Origin of the sequence: Psychrobacter sp. A3 (genome assembly GCF_028823565.1) — a bacterium.
Lineage (GTDB): Bacteria > Pseudomonadota > Gammaproteobacteria > Pseudomonadales > Moraxellaceae > Psychrobacter > Psychrobacter celer.
Map to the genome: position 1 here is coordinate 1 of NZ_JAPEHS010000012.1, position 17331 is coordinate 17331.

Sequence of the window (17331 nt, forward strand, 5' to 3'; positions counted from 1 at the left end):
TGTCCTCAATTCAATCGATAGCCATCTAAATGGGCTAAAAATGGCCAAATCTGGTCAAACGGTATCAAATAGCTGATTAATATCTCGATATTATCTGCGCTATTTTCCTTGTTTGGCGGTGATTTATCTCATTTTTATCGCCATTTTTAACATGAGGACACACTCTAGCAGTCGTGTTTTTGCCGCTGTGTTTTTCAAAGCGGCTTAAAAACGGCCTAACAGTAGGATAAACAGATACCTGCTGCCGCCAGTATCCGCCGTGTTGCTTATATAAATTTAAACAAAGACTGAGTAGATTACAGCTCGTTTTCGTACTCTTCAGCGGTCATCAATGCTTCGTAATCGGCGATGTTGTCTGGTTTGATTTTAAAGAACCAGCCTTCGCCGTACGGGTCAGAGTTGATGATTTCTGGATCATCTTCTAGTGCTTCGTTGATCGCAACCACTTCACCTGAGATAGGCGCATAGACGTCAGAGGCTGCTTTTACAGACTCGACCACAGAGATTTCGTCGTCGACGGCGAGGATATCGCCAACGTCTGGCAATTCGACAAATACCACGTCGCCGAGTAGGTCTTGAGCATGGTCAGTGATACCAACAGTGATCGTACCGTCTTCTTCTAAACGCAGCCACTCGTGACTGGCGATGTATTTTAGTTCTGCTGGGATGTTGCTCATGGGGTCTCTCCTAAGTGAGGATGGTGAATAAAATAATGGATGTTAATGATAAAATTTATCAGGGATATCAGTCAAACTGCTGTTTGCCGTTACGGACAAAAGGGAGTTTTACGACGCGCACATCGACGAACTTGCCTTTGCCGCGCAGGTCGACCTGTACGCTATCTTCATCTGATAAGCTGGCAGGCACGCGTGCAATTGCGATCGAGTTTTTTAGGCTAGGGGAGAAGGTACCGCTGGTGATGATACCGGTTTGCTCATTGTCTGTGCCTTGGTTGATGGTCACGGTCATGCCCTCACGCAAGACACCGCGGGTGGTCAGTAGTAAGCCGACTTGTTTCATGGCGGTGTTGTCGTCTTTTGCTTGTTGACGCTTACTGACTAAGGCATCACGACCGACAAAGGCACGATCGTCTTTTAGCCCCAGCGTCCAGCCCATGTTGCACTCATACGGGCTGGTTTCTTCGTCCATGTCGTGACCGTAGAGGTTCATGCCCGCTTCCATACGTAGTGTATCGCGCGCGCCGAGGCCAGCAGGCTTAATACCATTAGCTTTTAATTGCTCAAAGAACGCTGGCGCATTATCGCCATGCATGATGACTTCGACGCCATCCTCGCCTGTATAACCGGTACGAGCGACAAACCAATCTGTGCCTTCGATGTCGGTCAAATCAGCACCGACAAAAGGCTTAAGACCTGATAGTGTCTCTGACCAGCTTGGCTTGGCTTTGGCTAGTTTTTCAACCGCTTTTGGACCTTGTACCGCAATCATGGCAAGCTCTGGGCGCTCGGTGATGCTGATGTCAAAACCTGCTGCGACTTTATTAAACTGTGCTAAGTCTTTGTCACGAGTGGCGGCGTTAGAGACGATGCGGTACTCAGTTTCGGCCTCATTCATTAGATAGACGATTAAATCATCAATAATACCGCCTTGCTCATTTAGCATCGGCGAGTACAGCGCTTTACCCGCGGTTTTGAGTTTAGCAACATCATTCGCCAGCAGCTTTTGTAGCCACGCTTTAGCGTCAGCGCCGCTGATATCGACGACGACCATGTGTGAGACGTCAAACATACCGGCATCGGTACGTACCGCTTCGTGCTCTTCGATTTGTGAGCCATAATGGATGGGCAGCTCCCAACCAGAAAAATCCACCAGCTTACCATCGCTATCGACGTGAGACTGATAAAGGGGCGTGTGTTTGGGGGCTGCGGTGTTTGTGCTTGGAGTGCTGGTATTGTGAGTATCGGTCATAACAAATCCTTATGGAACATCAGCCGCATTTGATAATCAGTCATAACTTATCAAAGTTGCAGGGCAGAGGTACATTATCATAGTGAGTAGCGATATTGCAGGGCGCAAGTATCGCAACCAAGGGTGGTACAAAAAATAGAGCAATCAGCCAAACAGACGCCAAACGTCGGTTTAAGCAAAAGCCCTATCTGTCCTGTCACCTGAGATTTTCAATACGGCACATCGTCGTGGTCTCTAAAGCCTTTGCTTTACTCTTGCCATCACGATGCTGTCGCATTTTCTCCCCTTCGGTGGGTAAGGCGTCGTCCGTCCTTACCGCTCTCCAGATTTGTTATGCCTTATGTTTGTAGGCCACGCGTTAGGTGTCGCCGCAAAACAATCATGACATGTGTTTTTCAGTCCTTTTACCTGAGCGATTGGCAGGGTGGATGCGCCTTCGGTGGTCTGTGGATAATGCTCAATAGGACATTACCACGATGGGCTGATACGTATCGTTGCCGGTCTTTTATTTCAATGACCTGATAGCAGATAGGCACGCCTACAGACTCTCTCCTGAAAAACGTTTTTATTATGAAAGGTTCACCGCGCTTTTACAAGCCATCTGCGCCATTAAAGTCGATAATTTTGGCAAAAAGTCTTTTTTGTCCCAGCGATTGTCAGTAGTAAGGCATGGTGGCAGCGTTATATTGGTGTTTGTCCTCTTGAGTGCGTTGTTAGTTTTTAGTCGGTTTACCATAGCAGAACGTAAAGCGACTACTGATGTTTGCCCGAAATATGCTAACCTATGGCGATAGATTTTGATAGGTTGTTTTTATGCATTGCGATATTTATAAGTTTCCCAAACATGATGATATGTACATCTACATTGCGCGTCCTGATTATCCAGATGATACCGATGAGATTAAAGACTGGCTGGGGGTGTTGCCCAAAGAGTTTCGTGCGGGGCTAGGGCGTAGTCAGTTTGTCATGCATCTGGATTTGGCCGCCACCTCGAAGCTGGCTCGCGTCGATAAAGAAGAGGTGCTGGCAAAGCTCCAAGCACAAGGGTACTTTGTGCAATTGCCGCCGCAAGATGTCATGCGCCGCCAAGCAGAGCTACGCGCCCGCGAAGCACAAGATAGTATTTATGAATGATGGCATTCAAAGCTAATGGCACTTAAGGCTAAAGGCATGCAAGACTCAGACGCTTGTCTTTGCCTTTATCGTGTCGATTGAGGACATATCCTAGGAAGTCGTGATAAACTGATCTTCTGTTAAGTGCAGATGTCTATTATATATTTTGTCATATTGAGGACACGCCCTAGTACGGCAAAACTTACCCACTACCACTAGACGCTGCTGGCGCTACTGGTGATAAACGCAGGTAATAAAACACGCATGGACTGGTTAAAAAACATATTGCATCGCTTACCGCTTGAGAGTATCAGTGATATCTTAGGAGAGATTGCTATTTGGTGGGGACAGCTGGTAAAAGATGTCCCACCCGCCGATCTGCCCATGTATGCCTATCTGGGGGGAACGGTGATCGTACTGATATTATGGCTGCTGGTGGCGCGCATGTTGCCGCGTCCACTCGGCGGTATGAGCTGGATGGTGTTGTTTGCCGTATTGCTCGCGCCCGGTACCGCGCTCGATGACCCTAGCGAGATTGCTCCTGCCAGTATCAGTGTGGTGTATGCGATTATGATGAAAGACTACACAAGTGCCATTGCCAATATGTTGCCCATTATGGTGGTGCTGGTGGTGGGCTTGTTTGTTGGGTTTGTCTGGCAGCTGATACGCGGTGCTTTTGAGTCGAGCCTAGACAAAGCGCGGAGCCGCACCGCCGCAGATACGCAGGCGACCATGCAGCTGACCACAGGCAATTATCTGGCCGAAAACACTGATATAACTGAGCATGCGAAGGTTCATGCTCCCGCACCAGTAGCTGAGACTGACGAAACGCTGGATCTCAAAAAGCGCGGTGCCAAAAATGAGGGCATACTGTCTAAACAGGCCAATCCCAACGATACGATAGACAAAGGGTGAAGAGATGGGCGTCAATAGCGGCATGGTTTAATTTGCTCAATGACTATAAAGTGACTATAAAAAAGACACCATGTGTGTCTTTTTTTATGGCTAATCATTATGCACCATATTTAGGGCGTAAGAAGCGCTGATCGGAAGGATGACGAACGCATGAGTATTTTGGCAATCCATCAGCCTATGCTACTCTAATTTGTGAGTGCTATTTTATAAAATACTTTATTGATAACGATAACTGAGACTTTACTATGACGACCAAGATGGACAAGACTAACCATACCTTTACCGGCACGCAAAGCTATATCGCCACCGATGATTTACAACTGGCAGTCAATGCAGCGATGACACTACAAAAACCGCTACTGATCAAAGGTGAGCCTGGCACTGGTAAAACGCTGCTAGCCGAGGAGGTGGCGCAGAGTTTGGGGATGCCGCTGATTACTTGGCATATCAAGTCAACCACCAAAGCTGAGCAAGGGCTGTATGAGTATGATGCGGTCTCACGCTTGCGCGACTCGCAGCTCGGTGACGACAAGGTGTATGAGATTGGCAATTATATCAAACCCGGTAAGCTTTGGGAGGCTTTTACCAGTCAAGAGCGCAGTGTTCTATTGATTGATGAGATCGACAAAGCCGATATCGAGTTCCCCAATGACTTGCTGCATGAGCTTGATAAAATGTCGTTTTATGTTTATGAGACAGGCGAGACCATCACCGCCGAGCAGCGCCCAGTGGTAATTATTACCTCAAACAACGAAAAAGAGCTGCCCGATGCATTTTTGCGCCGCTGCTTTTTTCACTACATCGACTTCCCTGATGAGCATACCATGCGTCAAATCATTGAGGTGCATTTCCCCAATATCCAAGAAAAACTGGTCAATGATGCGCTGGATATCTTTTATAAGCTGCGCGGTATTCAAGGGCTTAAAAAACCACCATCAACGTCGGAATTGGTCGATTGGTTAACGTTATTGCTTGCCGATGATATGGCGCAACAAGAGCTAGAAGAAAACTTGCGCGGTGAAAAATCGATCCCGCCGCTATACGGCGCGCTACTCAAAAACGAAGCGGATGTGAGCTTGTTGCAGCGTTTTGCCAACATGATGCGTCGTTAGGCGTATGGACTGACAGCGTTGTCTGGTGTCATATCGCTGTCAGCATGATGGTGCCAATCAAATCTTATCAGCCAATAAGTGATGCGTATTTTATGTTTATCAAATTATTCTACACCCTGCGGACTTACGGCGTGCCAGTCAGCACGCGCGAGCTGCTCGATCTAAACGCTGCGCTCGAGCAGGGGCTGATGATGCAGCCGCATCCTGAAAACCCAGCGCTGTCTACCTTTGCCAGTCGCGAGGATATGTACCGACTGATTCGCCTCTGTATGGTCAAAGATGAGCGTCATTTTGATAAGTTTGACCGTGCCATGGCTGATTATTTTGAAGGTATCGATAGCCTAGATATCGATGAGCTGATGAGCAAGCTGACAGATATCCCAAAAGAGTGGCTCGATCTCAAGCTAGATCCCAAAAATTTGACCGAAGCGCAGCGGCGTTTGCTCAAAAAATACGGCTCGCTTGAGGAGTTGATGAAGGCACTTGAGGAGCGTCTAAAGGAGCAAAAAGAGCGTCATCAGGGCGGAAGCAAATGGGTTGGCACTGGCGGCACCTCACCGTTTGGCGCTTATGGTGATCATCCTGAAGGGGTGCGCGTCGGCGGTGAGTCGCGTAAACGCAGTGCGGTCAAAGTTTGGGAGCAGCGCAAATATCGTAACCTCGATGACGACAATCAGCTGGGTACGCGTCAGATTCAGATGGCGCTACGCAACCTGCGCCAGTTTGCCCGTACTGGTAGCGCCGATGAGCTCGATATCCATGAGACCATCAAGCGCACGGCCAAAAAAGGCGTACTCGATATTCATATGCAAGCTGAACGCCGCAATCGCGTTAAAGTATTGATGCTGTTCGATGTCGGCGGTAGTCTAGAAAAACTGTTTTCGGCGGCAAAAAACGAATTTAAGACCTTAGAGTTTTTTTATTTTCATAACTGTCTGTATGACTACGTCTGGAAGGACAATAACCGTCGGCACAGTGCCCCGATACCGACTTTTGAGCTGCTCAATACCTATGGCCGTGAGTATCGCGTCATCTTTGTCGGCGATGCGTCGATGTCACCCTATGAGCTGTTTTCGGTAGGCGGTAGCGTCGAGTATATGAATAACGAAGCGGGGGTGGTATGGCTAAAACGTGTACTTGAGCACTTTGATAAAGTGGCGTGGCTCAACCCAGAAAACCCCGCGTACTGGCAATATACTCAGACCATCGGTGAAATCAAAAAGCTATTTGAGCATAAAATGTATCCGATGACGCTGCATGGGGTTGAAGAAATGACCGACTATATGGCGCGTTGATTTTATAGTAGGGTGTTGATATATATGGTTTTTTAAAGATAGTGAGCGGCTTTCAATGCTGATATTTGTCTTTATAAATCATTAGTATAGCTGGAATTAGTGTTTTTTCATAAGCAGTCATTGATATCATCATGGCTGCTTTTTTTTGCTTAAAAAACGGCTGAATAGCGATAGCGCATTGGTATACGTAATAAAATGTGTTAACATTCATTTAAAATGAATCTTATAAAGTAAGTCAAGCAATCTTTAATCACTTTATAAACATTTGTGAAAAGACTCATTTATCAGTAGCAACCTTTTTATATAGCAATCACTAAGAGAGTTATCATGGCTTCACCAAAAACCCTAGAAATCGTCACCGCCACCGTACCTGTACTCGAAGAGCATGGCACCGCCATCACCACGGTGTTTTATAAAAACATGTTTGCTGAGCATCCTGAGCTGCTGGATATCTTTAATGAAACCAATCAAAAGCTTGGGCGTCAGCAGACGGCGCTGGCGATGACAGTGCTGGCGGCAGCAAAGCATCTGGACAAGCTGGCAATGCTACTGCCGCAAGTCACCCAAATCAGCCATAAGCATCGAGCCCTGCAGATTTTACCTGAGCATTATCCTATCGTTGGCAAGCATCTCATCGGCGCGATAAAAGAAGTGCTGGGTGAGGCGGCAACGGATGAGATTATCCATGCTTGGACAGAGGCTTATGATGAGATTGCTTCGGTGTTTATCCAAATCGAGCAAGACATGTATGAGTCTGCGCTGTGGCAAGGCTTTGCGCCATTTACCGTAACAAAAAAGACCGCGGTGGCGACGGATATTGCCGCCTTTACCGCGGTGCCCAGCAATGAGTATAAAGACGGCGATACGGCAAACCATCAAGCGATTGATTTACATAAAATGCGTTTGAGTGCTGGACAATACATCACTGTAAAAACAGAACCCAAAGACAGCGATCACACCGCTTTGCGTCACTATTCTCTGTACTCAGCAAATACCGAAGAGGGCATCAAGTTTGCAGTCAGACGCGACAATCGCAACGCGCATCATGGTTTGGTCTCAAACCATCTGCATGACCACATAAACGTCGGTGATACGATTTTGTTATCTGCACCAGCTGGCGACTTTGTGCTTGAGCAACACCTGATGACCCAAAACGAGGTGCCACTGGTACTGATGAGCGCGGGCGTAGGGGTGACGCCTGTACTGGCTATGTTGGAGGCGCAGATTATGGCCAATCCAAAGCGGCCGATCATCTGGGTATATGCCTGCCAAAACAAAGCCCATCACGCCTTTGCAGACAAGGTCGAGGCACTGCTAGCGAAAGCTGAAACGGTAGAGAGGCATGTTTTTTACTTTGAGTCAGGACAGCTATTGGACGCCGCATGGCTTGCCAACCTACCTAAGCCTGCGGACATTTATGTCTGTGGCTCAATGCCATTTATGGAGAGTATGATCGATGGGCTCATGACGCTCGATCATGGCGTGGATAGTGTACATTATGAGCCGTTTGGCCCCAAAATGAGTTTGGGTAGCTAATCCTGCATCGACTTTGACCAGTGGCGGCTTGGTCAATAAAATGTTAACGTCCAGCGCAGTCATGGGCGTGTCACATACAAAAGCACCTAAATATTTTTATTATTTAGGTGCTTTTTTGCGTTTGTAGTTTAGGTGTATCCTCATTTAGATGGCTAGCGATTGAATTGAGGATACGCCCTAATAGGGTCTAGTCAGAGCTGTCGACCAGTCCAATCATCACACCCATCTGTTTTTTATCGTGCCGATTGATGCTGGGCGCGTATAGAGCCGAGGCCACGCCGCCATCTAAAAACAAGGCATTCGGGCAGCCCAAGTATTCCTTAAACAAGGTCGCAAATTGATAAAAGGTCACAGGCTCGTCGCTATGGACAAACCGAATGCGACCATCACGACAAACGCCAGCCCCGTTTCTGATTTTAGCGGATTGGCTTTCGGGGTTAAACTTTGGGTGTATTTGATCTTGAATCACCAGCATCGGCCCTGATTGAGTGGCATACCATGGCTGCACTTGCCCGCCGTTTAGCTGCTCGCTGAATGCTTGAGATTCTGTGATCTGCACCTTGCCGTCACGCTCCCACCACAGTACACCATTGGGCAATAAATGAAAATTGCCACCGCCTGACTTTAGGTTTAAAGCGCGCTTTTCTACCCCTTCGATGACAGTATAGCCAATAGGGGCAAAGCGCTTATTATACATGCCAGCATTCATGGCAAAGCTGAGAGTCTGGCCGGCTGGTAGCGCCGCCAACAACTCATCAAAGCTGAGTAAAGGCTGCGTACTATCAGACTTTTGCCAAAATAGCTGTAGCACATGCCGCTTATCACCCAGCGCTGACGCCTCAATCGCACAGGCGCTATAAGCAAATGGCGCCTGCTGTATCTGACAGGCCCACTGCGATGAGTCGCTAGCAGCGTCAGTGGCCGCAGGGGAGCAGGCGCTGAGGCTCAGCGCGAGTAGGGCCACGCTTGCTAGCGTGGCGAGTGAGGTGGCACTTGGCATCAGTCGGCGGCCTTTATTTGTGAGTACAGGATACCGCAGGTCAGCGGTGATACGCGACTAGTCATGATCAGGCGGTAAGTCGCGAAAGGTATTGTTGACGTTACCGATGAGCATGCCACCATCGATGATGTCCTCGGCGATAGCTGTGGTTTTTTCAGTTGGCGCATTGGTCTCTTTGCCTTTATCACGCGAGTCTTTGTTATAAGCGATAAGGGCGTCGTTGTTGGCCAAGAAGCTATCAGGATTGGCCATCACCCACATCTGATTAAAGACATCGGCACGCGCATTTTGTTCTAGCAAAGCCCCTTGGTCAGCAAAGTAAAAGAACTTTGAGAGAAGTTTGATTTGACCATCATCGAGGCGGCGCGCGATATGATACGGCTGCAATTGGCTTGGGTGCTGCAGACCGACTGCGCCGACGATACTGGCTAGGGACTTGAGGGTGTTTTTATGGAAGTTTGCCACGCGCTCAGCTTTGCTCGGTACATCCAGCGCTTTTTGACGATAAGGGTCTTGCGTTGCCACGCCGACAGGGCAAGTGTTGGTATGGCATGAGCGCGACTGAATACAGCCAACCGCAAACATAAAGCCACGGGCAGAGTTACACCAGTCAGCACCAAGGGCAATCATACGGGCAATATCAAATCCTGAGACAATCTTACCACTGACACCGAGCTTGATTTTGTCACGGATGCCTGCACCGACCAAGGTATTATGCACCAACAAAAACCCTTCGACCATGGGCATACCGACGTTGTCCATAAACTCAACAGGTGCGGCGCCTGTCCCGCCTTCTGCGCCATCGATGACAATAAAATCAGGATAGTTGTCGGTTTCGATCATGGCTTTGACAATCGCCATAAACTGCCAAGGCTGACCCACGCAGAGCTTAAAGCCAACTGGCTTGCCGCCCGATAGTTCACGCAGCTGCTGCCAAAATGCGACCAGCTCACGCGGCGTGCTAAACGCGCTATGTGATGAAGGCGATACGCAGTCTTGACCCATGGGTACTTGGCGGGTTTGGGCAATCTCTGCGGTGATTTTTTCGCTTGGCAAGACGCCGCCTTTACCTGGCTTGGCACCTTGTGAGAGTTTAATTTCGATCATTTTTACTTGGGGATCGACGGCTTTTTCGGCAAAAGACTGTGGGTCAAAGTTGCCATGGTCATCACGGCAGCCAAAATACCCCGTGCCAATCTCCCAAATCAAGTCGCCGCCAAACTTACGGTGATAAGGGCTGATGGCACCTTCTCCCGTATCATGGGTGAACCCGCCCATCTTGGCACCTTGGTTAAGTGCCATGGTGGCGTTGGCAGACAAGCTGCCAAAACTCATCGCCGAGATATTAAATACCGACATATCGTGTGGCTGCAGACAGCGCTCGCCGCCCACGATGATACGGAAGTCTTTGTTTTCTAAAGGTTGGCTGACCGCTGATTGCAAAAACCACTCTTTGCCTTGCGTATATAGATTGTCCAAAGTACCAAAAGCATTGGTATCGCTGACGTTTTTGGCGCGTTGATACACAAGGGCGCGCTGCTGACGCGAAAACGGCACTTGTTCTTTGTCGTCTTCTAACAAATACTGGCGAATCTCAGGACGAAAATCCTCTAGCACATAGCGAATGTGACCTGCCACAGGGTAGTTGCTCAAGATAGAGTGATTGGACTGAATCAAATCATAAACGCCAAGTGCCACGCCAAAACCACCAAAAAATATGAGCCACCAGTTGACTAGTAATAGCCCCGCCAAAAAAATCAAAATAGCAGCGCCAAAGGTGCTATAGCGCAGCAGCAAGCCCATCAAATAAGGTGAGCCGGTCTTGGGTTCTGGGTTCAAATTGGTACGAGATTGGGGCATAACGACACTCAACAGTAATACATAGATATTAAAAAAAGCGATAACAATTCACAGAGACGGCCGACAAAAAACCACTCTGTTATTATCATCGCTATTAGATGTAGATAAAACGCTCAAACTGCTCGCTTATATTATGCGCCTATGATATCACTGCTGGGTGTTAATTGGGTAACAGAGTGCTAATAACTGGCAGTTTAGTGCGTATCTTTTTCTGGGTGCGCATGTGAACCAATCCTTTGCGTCTCACTCGCCGCGGCCGATCTTGAGCGCCAGTGCTTGTAGTTTTGGTACGACCATCTTTGCATACTCATCAGCATCCCAGTTGGCTCTGGGCACGCTAGCATTTAGCGAATAAGCGTATCGCCCAGTAGCGACGTCAAATACTCCAACCGCGACCGCCAATATATCGGTAGAAAATTCTCCGTCAGATAATGTATAGCCGTGCGCATCATAATGTGCCACAGCGGCATCCAGCGCCGTTTGTGCGTGCTGATAGTCTGTGTCGGACAAATGCGCGTGTAGGTTGTCTTTGATGACAGCTTGCCGAGCTTTGGTGCTGACGGCATAAAACGCGCGTCCAATCGCCGTACGAGCCACAGGCACGGCAGAGCCGACTTGTAGATTGACAGACAGGCGGGCAGGGCTACGACAGCAAGCGTGATAGCGCATCTCTCCTTCGACTTCGGTGGCCAGATTCACCGATACTTCATTGCTACTGGCAAACTGCCGTAGCAGCGGCTCGGCGGTCGCCACCATATCGTGACGACTCCATGCCGTTGCACTCAGACGCACGGCACTACTGCCTAGCTCATACTGTCCGTGCGCTGTCGTGCGCAAAAACCCAAGGGTGAGAAGCGTATGGATCAGGCGAGTCACCGTGGCTTTTGGTAGATGAGTCATCTGACAAAGCTGCTGATGGCTCAGCTGCTCGTGCTGCTCAAATGCGGCCAGTAGTATCAGCCCGCGGCCAAGCGCGGTGACAAATTGACGGTCATTGTCGTCTTTGCTTTGGGTGAGAGCGTTACTCATACGCGTCAGTAAAGAGGGGGCGGCTGTTAAAGAAGTAGACATTTTTGCCTCATTTATTTGATAAAGGTTTACAGCATGACAAAATTTTGCTTAAATAGTTTGTATTATGAAACTAAATTTCGCACAGCGGAATTGAAAAGTCAATAATTGGTTGAGTCCGGTTATCAGCGTTATTACCATCCATTTATTATTACTCATCGATCAGGACGATCGATATCAAGGAGACCCACATGGCAACATCTACGCGTCCAAGTTTTGATTGGCAAGATCCGTTTTTATTGCGCGACCAGCTCACTGACGAAGAACGTATGGTGACAGACAGTGCGCGTCAGTTTTTTCAAAAAGAGCTGATGCCAAATATCATCGACGCCAACCGCAATGAGCATTTTGACCGCAACATCATGCGCCAGATGGGCGAGATGGGGCTGCTGGGTGTCACCATCGAAGGCTATGGCTGTGCAGGTCTGTCGAGCGTCGCTTATGGTTTGATTGCCAAGGAAGTAGAGGCGGTGGACTCAGGCTACCGCTCGGCGATGAGCGTACAGTCAAGCCTTGTCATGCATCCTATCCATGCGTATGGCACAGAGGAGCAAAGAGAGAAGTATCTACCAAAACTGGCAACGGGCGAGTATGTCGGCTGCTTTGGTTTGACCGAGCCGGATTCAGGCTCAGACCCTGCGTCTATGTCGACGCGAGCGCGTGCGGTTGAGGGCGGCTATGAGCTGACAGGCAATAAAATGTGGATCACCAACAGTCCCATCGCCGATGTGTTTGTCGTTTGGGCAAAAGACGATGCAGGCGACATTCGTGGCTTTATCTTAGACAAAGGCATGAAAGGCTTATCAGCACCAAAGATCGAAGGCAAGTTCTCACTACGTGCTTCAGTGACAGGCGAGATTGTCATGGATAAGGTGTTTGTCCCTGAAGCCAATGCTTTCCCAGATATCCGCGGACTCAAAGGGCCTTTCGGCTGCTTAAACAAAGCCCGTTATGGTATCGCGTGGGGCTCGATGGGCGCAGCTGAGTTTTGCTGGCAAGCGGCGCGTCAGTACACGCTAGATCGTAAGCAGTTTGGCCGTCCACTGGCCGCAACGCAGTTGGTGCAGCTCAAACTTGCCAATATGCAAACAGATATCGCCCTTGGTTTGCAAGCGGCACTGCGCGTTGGCCGTTTGATGGATGAAGACAACGCTGCCCCTGAGATGATTTCACTGATCAAGCGCAATAACTGCGGTAAAGCGCTAGATATCGCTCGTGTGGCACGTGACATGCATGGCGGCAATGGTATCTCTGATGAGTTTCATATCATTCGCCACGTCATGAACCTAGAGGCGGTCAACACCTACGAAGGCACGCACGATGTTCATGCGCTGATCTTAGGACGTGCACAGACTGGCATTCAAGCGTTTTATTAATCAGTACCGCTGATTTTATGTATGTTACTGCTTGGCCTAGTGCTTGCTGAGCAGTGGCGTACATTTTTTAGTTGCGATGCGTCATTTTTTTATCTGGAGTGATAGATCATGAGATGACGCATCACAATTGTATGTATATAAAAAATAGCGTATACGCGCACACCAAATGATAAGGGATGATTATGACTGAGATGGCAAAAGGGGCATTGCACGGTATCAAGGTGCTCGATTTATCAAGAGTATTGGCAGGTCCTTCTTGTACGCAGGTACTTGCGGATTTGGGTGCTGAGGTCATCAAGGTCGAGCGTCCCAATGTCGGTGATGAGACACGGCACTGGGCACCGCCTAAGTTCAGCGACGGCACATCAGCCTACTACGCCACCATCAATCGTAATAAAAAATCCCTAACGGTCGATATCACCACCACTGCTGGTCAAACCATCATTAAGCAGTTGGCTGCTGACAGCGATATCGTCGTTGAAAACTTTAAGGTAGGCGGCCTAAAAAAGTACGGCTTAGATTATGACAGTCTCAAGCATGGCAATCCGCGCTTGATTTATGCATCCTTGACAGGATTTGGGCAGACAGGGCCTGATGCCAAGCGTCCGGGTTATGACTATATCATTCAAGGGCTATCAGGGCTGATGAGCATCACAGGGCCAAGTGATGGCGAGCCGCACAAAGTCGGGGTGGCGGTGGTGGATCTGTTTGCAGGACTGCAGCTGACCATTGGTATCCAAGCGGCACTACTGGCGCGTCAGCGTACCGGTTTTGGTCAGCATGTCGATGTGGCCCTGTTAGACAGCGCCTTAGCCATGCTGGCAAACGTCGGCATGAATCATTTGGCGTCGAACCAAATCCCACCAAGGCTCGGCAACCAGCACCCCAATATCGTCCCCTATCAGGTGTTTGCGGGGGCAGGCGATGCGCACTTTATCTTGGCATGTGGTAACGACAGTCAGTTTGCCAAGCTCTGCGCGCTACTCGGTGTGGATTGGCATACAGATAGCCGCTATATGACCAACCCTGCCCGTGTGACGCACCGTGACGAGCTATGTGAGGCGCTGGCCGAGAAGTTTGCACAGCAGCCGCGCGCATATTGGTTGGCGGCTTTGGAGCAGGCAGGCATTCCTTGCGGGGCGATCCATAATATCAGCGAAGCTCTAGCCATGCCGCAAGCGCTGGCCCGCGAGATGGTGGTCGATTTTAGCGAGCAAGGCAGTCCTGTGCGCGCGCTTGGTAGCCCGATCAAGCTGTCTGCGTCGCCGGTCAGTTATCGTACGCCGCCGCCGCGCCTGAGCGAACATACCGATAGTACGCTTGCAGAGTTGGGCTATGACAGCGAGATGATCACCAAACTAAAAGCTGATGGGGTTGTTTAAGCTAGCCCCTTCTCTTAATTAAGAATAGAAGCAAGTGATTATGGAAGTAACTAAGTAGCTACTATGCTGAATGCTTCGCTTTAAAGCCCAAACGCTGCTCAATCTGTTCGGCCAGCTCAATCAGCACGGCACTGACGTCAGCGCGCTTGGACTCGTACTCTGCTTGCAAAAAACTAACCGCCATGCCAGCGATAGCATGGCCTGAGGCGTTACGGATATAGGTGCCAAGACAATACATGCCCTCACGCAGTTGCCCATCATCAAGTGAGATACGGCTGTCTTTGATGGCGGACAGCTCGGTCGACAAATCGGTAAAGTTATCGACGCCATGCGGCGTGATAGGTTTAGGAAAGCCGCTGGCATAGATGGATTGAATGCTGTCCATCGACAAGGTAGAGAGCATGGCTTTGCCTGTGGCCGAAAACACTGCAGGCACGCGAACGCCCGCGCGAAAGGTAAAACCAAGTGGCGCAGGCGCTTCATGACAAGCTAGAAATACCACTTCTCCCAAGTCGAGTTTAGATAACGTGACGGTATGCTGGAGCAAGATGGGGTAGTGCATGATAAGGTCTTTGAATAACTGAATAACGCCTTGCTGCTGCTCGTATTTACCCGCCCAGTACATCAGATATGAGCCTAAATGAAAGCGGTTGTCGCTGTCTTTATAGATGACGTGCTTGGCAAGCAAGCTTTGCAGGATATTGTGAGTGGAGCTGCGCGGTAGATCCAGCGCCTTAGCAATATGAGCGGCCGTCAGTGGTTGGCTACTATCAGTGATCAAATCTAGTATTTGAAAGGTTTTGTCCAAGGCAGGGACGGCGGCTGTGCTCATAAGTAACCTATAAAAGTCAGTAAAATAAAGGTGATAAAAAAATAACACCATAAATTATCACGAAAATGATAATAGGGGTTGCAAATGGTTGGACATCGTTCTTATAATGATGTCTCATATATAGAATTATTGTTCAGTATATTGAACAATAAATCAGTTATCAATCATTATTTATATAGACTCTTTTTATATAGATCATATAAACCCTGTTATCGACCATTATTTATGTACCGCGATAGAGTTGCAGCGTTATCTGCACTCTATCACTGACAAGGAGCGTCACAATGTCACAACAGCCACATACGTTACCACTCTCCAACCCAGATTTGCTCAAACAACAGTGCTTGATTAAAGACGGCTGGCATATCGCAAGCAGCGAAGAGACGCTGGATGTGAGCAATCCGTTTAATGGCGAGCTTATCGGTACGGTACCAAGCTTGACCACTGAAGATGTCAACGATGCCGTGGCCGCCGCTCACGACGCCCAAATCGCTTGGGCTGCCAAAACTGCACAAGAGCGTGCCACCTTATTGCAAAAGTGGGCTGACCTGATTGATGCCAATAAAGAAGATTTGGCCATCATCATGACCGCAGAGCAAGGCAAGCCCTTGACTGAGTCACGCGGTGAGGTGGGTTATGCCAACAGCTTTATCCGCTGGTTTGCCGAAGAAGGCAAACGCGTCTACGGTGATGTCATTCCTGCCAACCAAGCAAAATTGCGCCATGTTATTTTGAAGCAGCCCGTCGGCGTCTGCGCGGCCATCACCCCTTGGAACTTTCCAGCGGCGATGATTACCCGCAAAGCGGCACCGGCGCTCGCAGCAGGCTGCACCATGATCATCAAGCCTGCAACCGAAACGCCATTTTCGGCGCTAGCCCTTGGCGCATTGGCCGAGCAAGCAGGTATCCCAGCAGGCGTTATCCAAGTGGTGACGGGCAAATCTTCCACCATCGGCGATATTCTCACCGGTGATGCACGCATTCATAAGCTATCGTTTACTGGCTCTACGGAAGTGGGCCGTACCTTGATGGCACAGTGCGCGCCAACCATCAAAAAACTGTCGCTCGAGCTGGGTGGTAATGCCCCATTTATCGTTTTTGATGATGCTGATTTAGAAGCCGCCGCTGATGGCTTAATCGCCTCTAAATATCGCAACGCCGGTCAAACCTGTGTCTGTGCCAACCGCGTCTATGTACAAGAGAGCATCAAAGACAAGTTTCTTGACGTGTTTGTCAAAAAAGTCGCTGAGCTCAACGTCGGCAACGGTATGGACGAAGGCGTGGATATCGGCCCGTTGATCAACAAACAAGCTTTGGAGAAAGTGCAAGCGCTGCTAAAAGACGCTTTAGACAAAGGCGCGACGCTTATCACTGGCGGCAGCACCAACGGTGCTTCAGAGCTGTCTTACAATCCAACCGTCATCACTGATATCAGCGCTGAGATGGATATCGCCTCTGAAGAGATCTTTGGCCCCATCGCCACCATCTTTACCTTTGACGACGAAGCAGATGTCATCCGTCAAGCAAATGACACCATCTACGGCTTGGCCGCTTATTTTTATAGTGGCAGCTATGCGCGCTCATGGCGTGTCACAGAAGGGCTGGAGTACGGCATCATCGGTCATAATACCGGCCTTATCTCCACGGAAGTTGCTCCATTTGGCGGTGTCAAGCAATCAGGTTTTGGCCGCGAAGGCTCAAAGTACGGCATCGAAGAGTATGTAGTGACCAAGTACTGGTGCTCTGATGTCAGTGCCTAATCGCACCTAGCATACGCTGCTTTTTATTTAACCATTTCATTTTAATGCGGCATCGTCGCAGCTCAAGGGACTCAGACGCTCGTCAGAGTGATGCGTCCCATCTATCGTTTGTACTGATCCCATAAACCGCCATGACGCAACTGGCACCTACGC

Annotated in this window: 14 protein-coding genes and 2 riboswitches; of the genes, 8 read left to right on the forward strand and 6 right to left on the reverse strand. The window is 49.2% G+C overall.

Features of this window, described 5'->3' with window-relative positions; all coding sequences use genetic code 11:
* Nucleotides 1-296: 296 nt before the first annotated feature.
* Together gcvH and gcvT are read right to left on the reverse strand one after the other, a co-directional pair.
* On the reverse strand, nt 297-677 hold the full coding sequence (gene gcvH, locus NK638_RS03345; protein WP_075101105.1) for a glycine cleavage system protein GcvH: 381 nt from the start codon (nt 675-677) through the stop codon (nt 297-299).
* Between the two features lie 67 nt (nt 678-744).
* A complete protein-coding gene (gene gcvT / locus NK638_RS03350; protein WP_274631941.1) occupies nt 745-1929 on the reverse strand; it encodes a glycine cleavage system aminomethyltransferase GcvT in 1185 nt (394 codons plus the stop codon).
* A gap of 178 nt (nt 1930-2107) precedes the next feature.
* Nucleotides 2108-2265, reverse strand: a riboswitch (glycine riboswitch).
* A 50-nt stretch (nt 2266-2315) separates the two neighbouring features.
* Nucleotides 2316-2494: riboswitch (glycine riboswitch) on the reverse strand.
* Nucleotides 2495-2742: 248 nt separating this feature from the next.
* Between gcvT and NK638_RS03355 the strand changes: the two genes are divergently transcribed.
* The 5 genes from NK638_RS03355 to NK638_RS03375 all read left to right on the forward strand — a co-directional run bounded on the left by NK638_RS03355 (nt 2743) and on the right by NK638_RS03375 (nt 7900).
* Nucleotides 2743-3063 carry a YcgL domain-containing protein gene (locus tag NK638_RS03355; RefSeq protein WP_274631942.1) on the forward strand — a complete coding sequence of 107 codons (321 nt, stop codon included), beginning with the start codon at nt 2743-2745 and terminating at the stop codon, nt 3061-3063.
* 243 nt (nt 3064-3306) lie between these two features.
* Nucleotides 3307-3957, forward strand: a complete 651-nt coding sequence (locus NK638_RS03360; RefSeq protein ID WP_227526412.1) for a hypothetical protein — start codon at nt 3307-3309, stop codon at nt 3955-3957.
* A 257-nt stretch (nt 3958-4214) separates the two neighbouring features.
* Complete coding sequence (locus NK638_RS03365) at nt 4215-5069, forward strand: AAA family ATPase (RefSeq protein WP_105245130.1); 855 nt, start codon at nt 4215-4217, stop codon at nt 5067-5069.
* 92 nt (nt 5070-5161) lie between these two features.
* Nucleotides 5162-6364, forward strand: a complete 1203-nt coding sequence (locus tag NK638_RS03370) for a vWA domain-containing protein (RefSeq protein ID WP_274631943.1) — start codon at nt 5162-5164, stop codon at nt 6362-6364.
* 327 nt (nt 6365-6691) lie between these two features.
* Nucleotides 6692-7900 carry a globin domain-containing protein gene (locus tag NK638_RS03375; RefSeq protein WP_192992978.1) on the forward strand — a complete coding sequence of 403 codons (1209 nt, stop codon included), beginning with the start codon at nt 6692-6694 and terminating at the stop codon, nt 7898-7900.
* Between the two features lie 187 nt (nt 7901-8087).
* Here the strand turns inward: NK638_RS03375 and NK638_RS03380 are convergent, their stop codons facing one another.
* From NK638_RS03380 to NK638_RS03390, 3 genes are all read right to left on the reverse strand, one after another.
* A complete protein-coding gene (locus tag NK638_RS03380; protein ID WP_274631944.1) occupies nt 8088-8900 on the reverse strand; it encodes a phosphodiester glycosidase family protein in 813 nt (270 codons plus the stop codon).
* A gap of 57 nt (nt 8901-8957) precedes the next feature.
* Entirely contained in the window at nt 8958-10760 is a 1803-nt protein-coding gene (locus NK638_RS03385; protein WP_274631945.1) for an FMN-binding glutamate synthase family protein, read from the reverse strand.
* A 243-nt stretch (nt 10761-11003) separates the two neighbouring features.
* Nucleotides 11004-11831, reverse strand: coding sequence for an IclR family transcriptional regulator (locus tag NK638_RS03390; protein WP_274631946.1), 828 nt, complete (start codon nt 11829-11831; stop codon nt 11004-11006).
* Between the two features lie 188 nt (nt 11832-12019).
* Between NK638_RS03390 and NK638_RS03395 the strand changes: the two genes are divergently transcribed.
* On the forward strand, nt 12020-13204 hold the full coding sequence (locus NK638_RS03395; RefSeq protein ID WP_274631947.1) for an acyl-CoA dehydrogenase: 1185 nt from the start codon (nt 12020-12022) through the stop codon (nt 13202-13204).
* A 182-nt stretch (nt 13205-13386) separates the two neighbouring features.
* Complete coding sequence (locus NK638_RS03400; RefSeq protein ID WP_446739804.1) at nt 13387-14586, forward strand: CaiB/BaiF CoA transferase family protein; 1200 nt, start codon at nt 13387-13389, stop codon at nt 14584-14586.
* A 61-nt stretch (nt 14587-14647) separates the two neighbouring features.
* On the opposite strand, the gene NK638_RS03405 is transcribed toward NK638_RS03400, so the two are convergent.
* On the reverse strand, nt 14648-15418 hold the full coding sequence (locus tag NK638_RS03405; protein WP_274631949.1) for an IclR family transcriptional regulator: 771 nt from the start codon (nt 15416-15418) through the stop codon (nt 14648-14650).
* 284 nt (nt 15419-15702) lie between these two features.
* Here NK638_RS03405 and NK638_RS03410 point away from each other — a divergent pair, with 284 nt between their 5' ends.
* Nucleotides 15703-17178, forward strand: coding sequence for an NAD-dependent succinate-semialdehyde dehydrogenase (locus NK638_RS03410; protein WP_274631950.1), 1476 nt, complete (start codon nt 15703-15705; stop codon nt 17176-17178).
* Nucleotides 17179-17331: the final 153 nt, after the last annotated feature.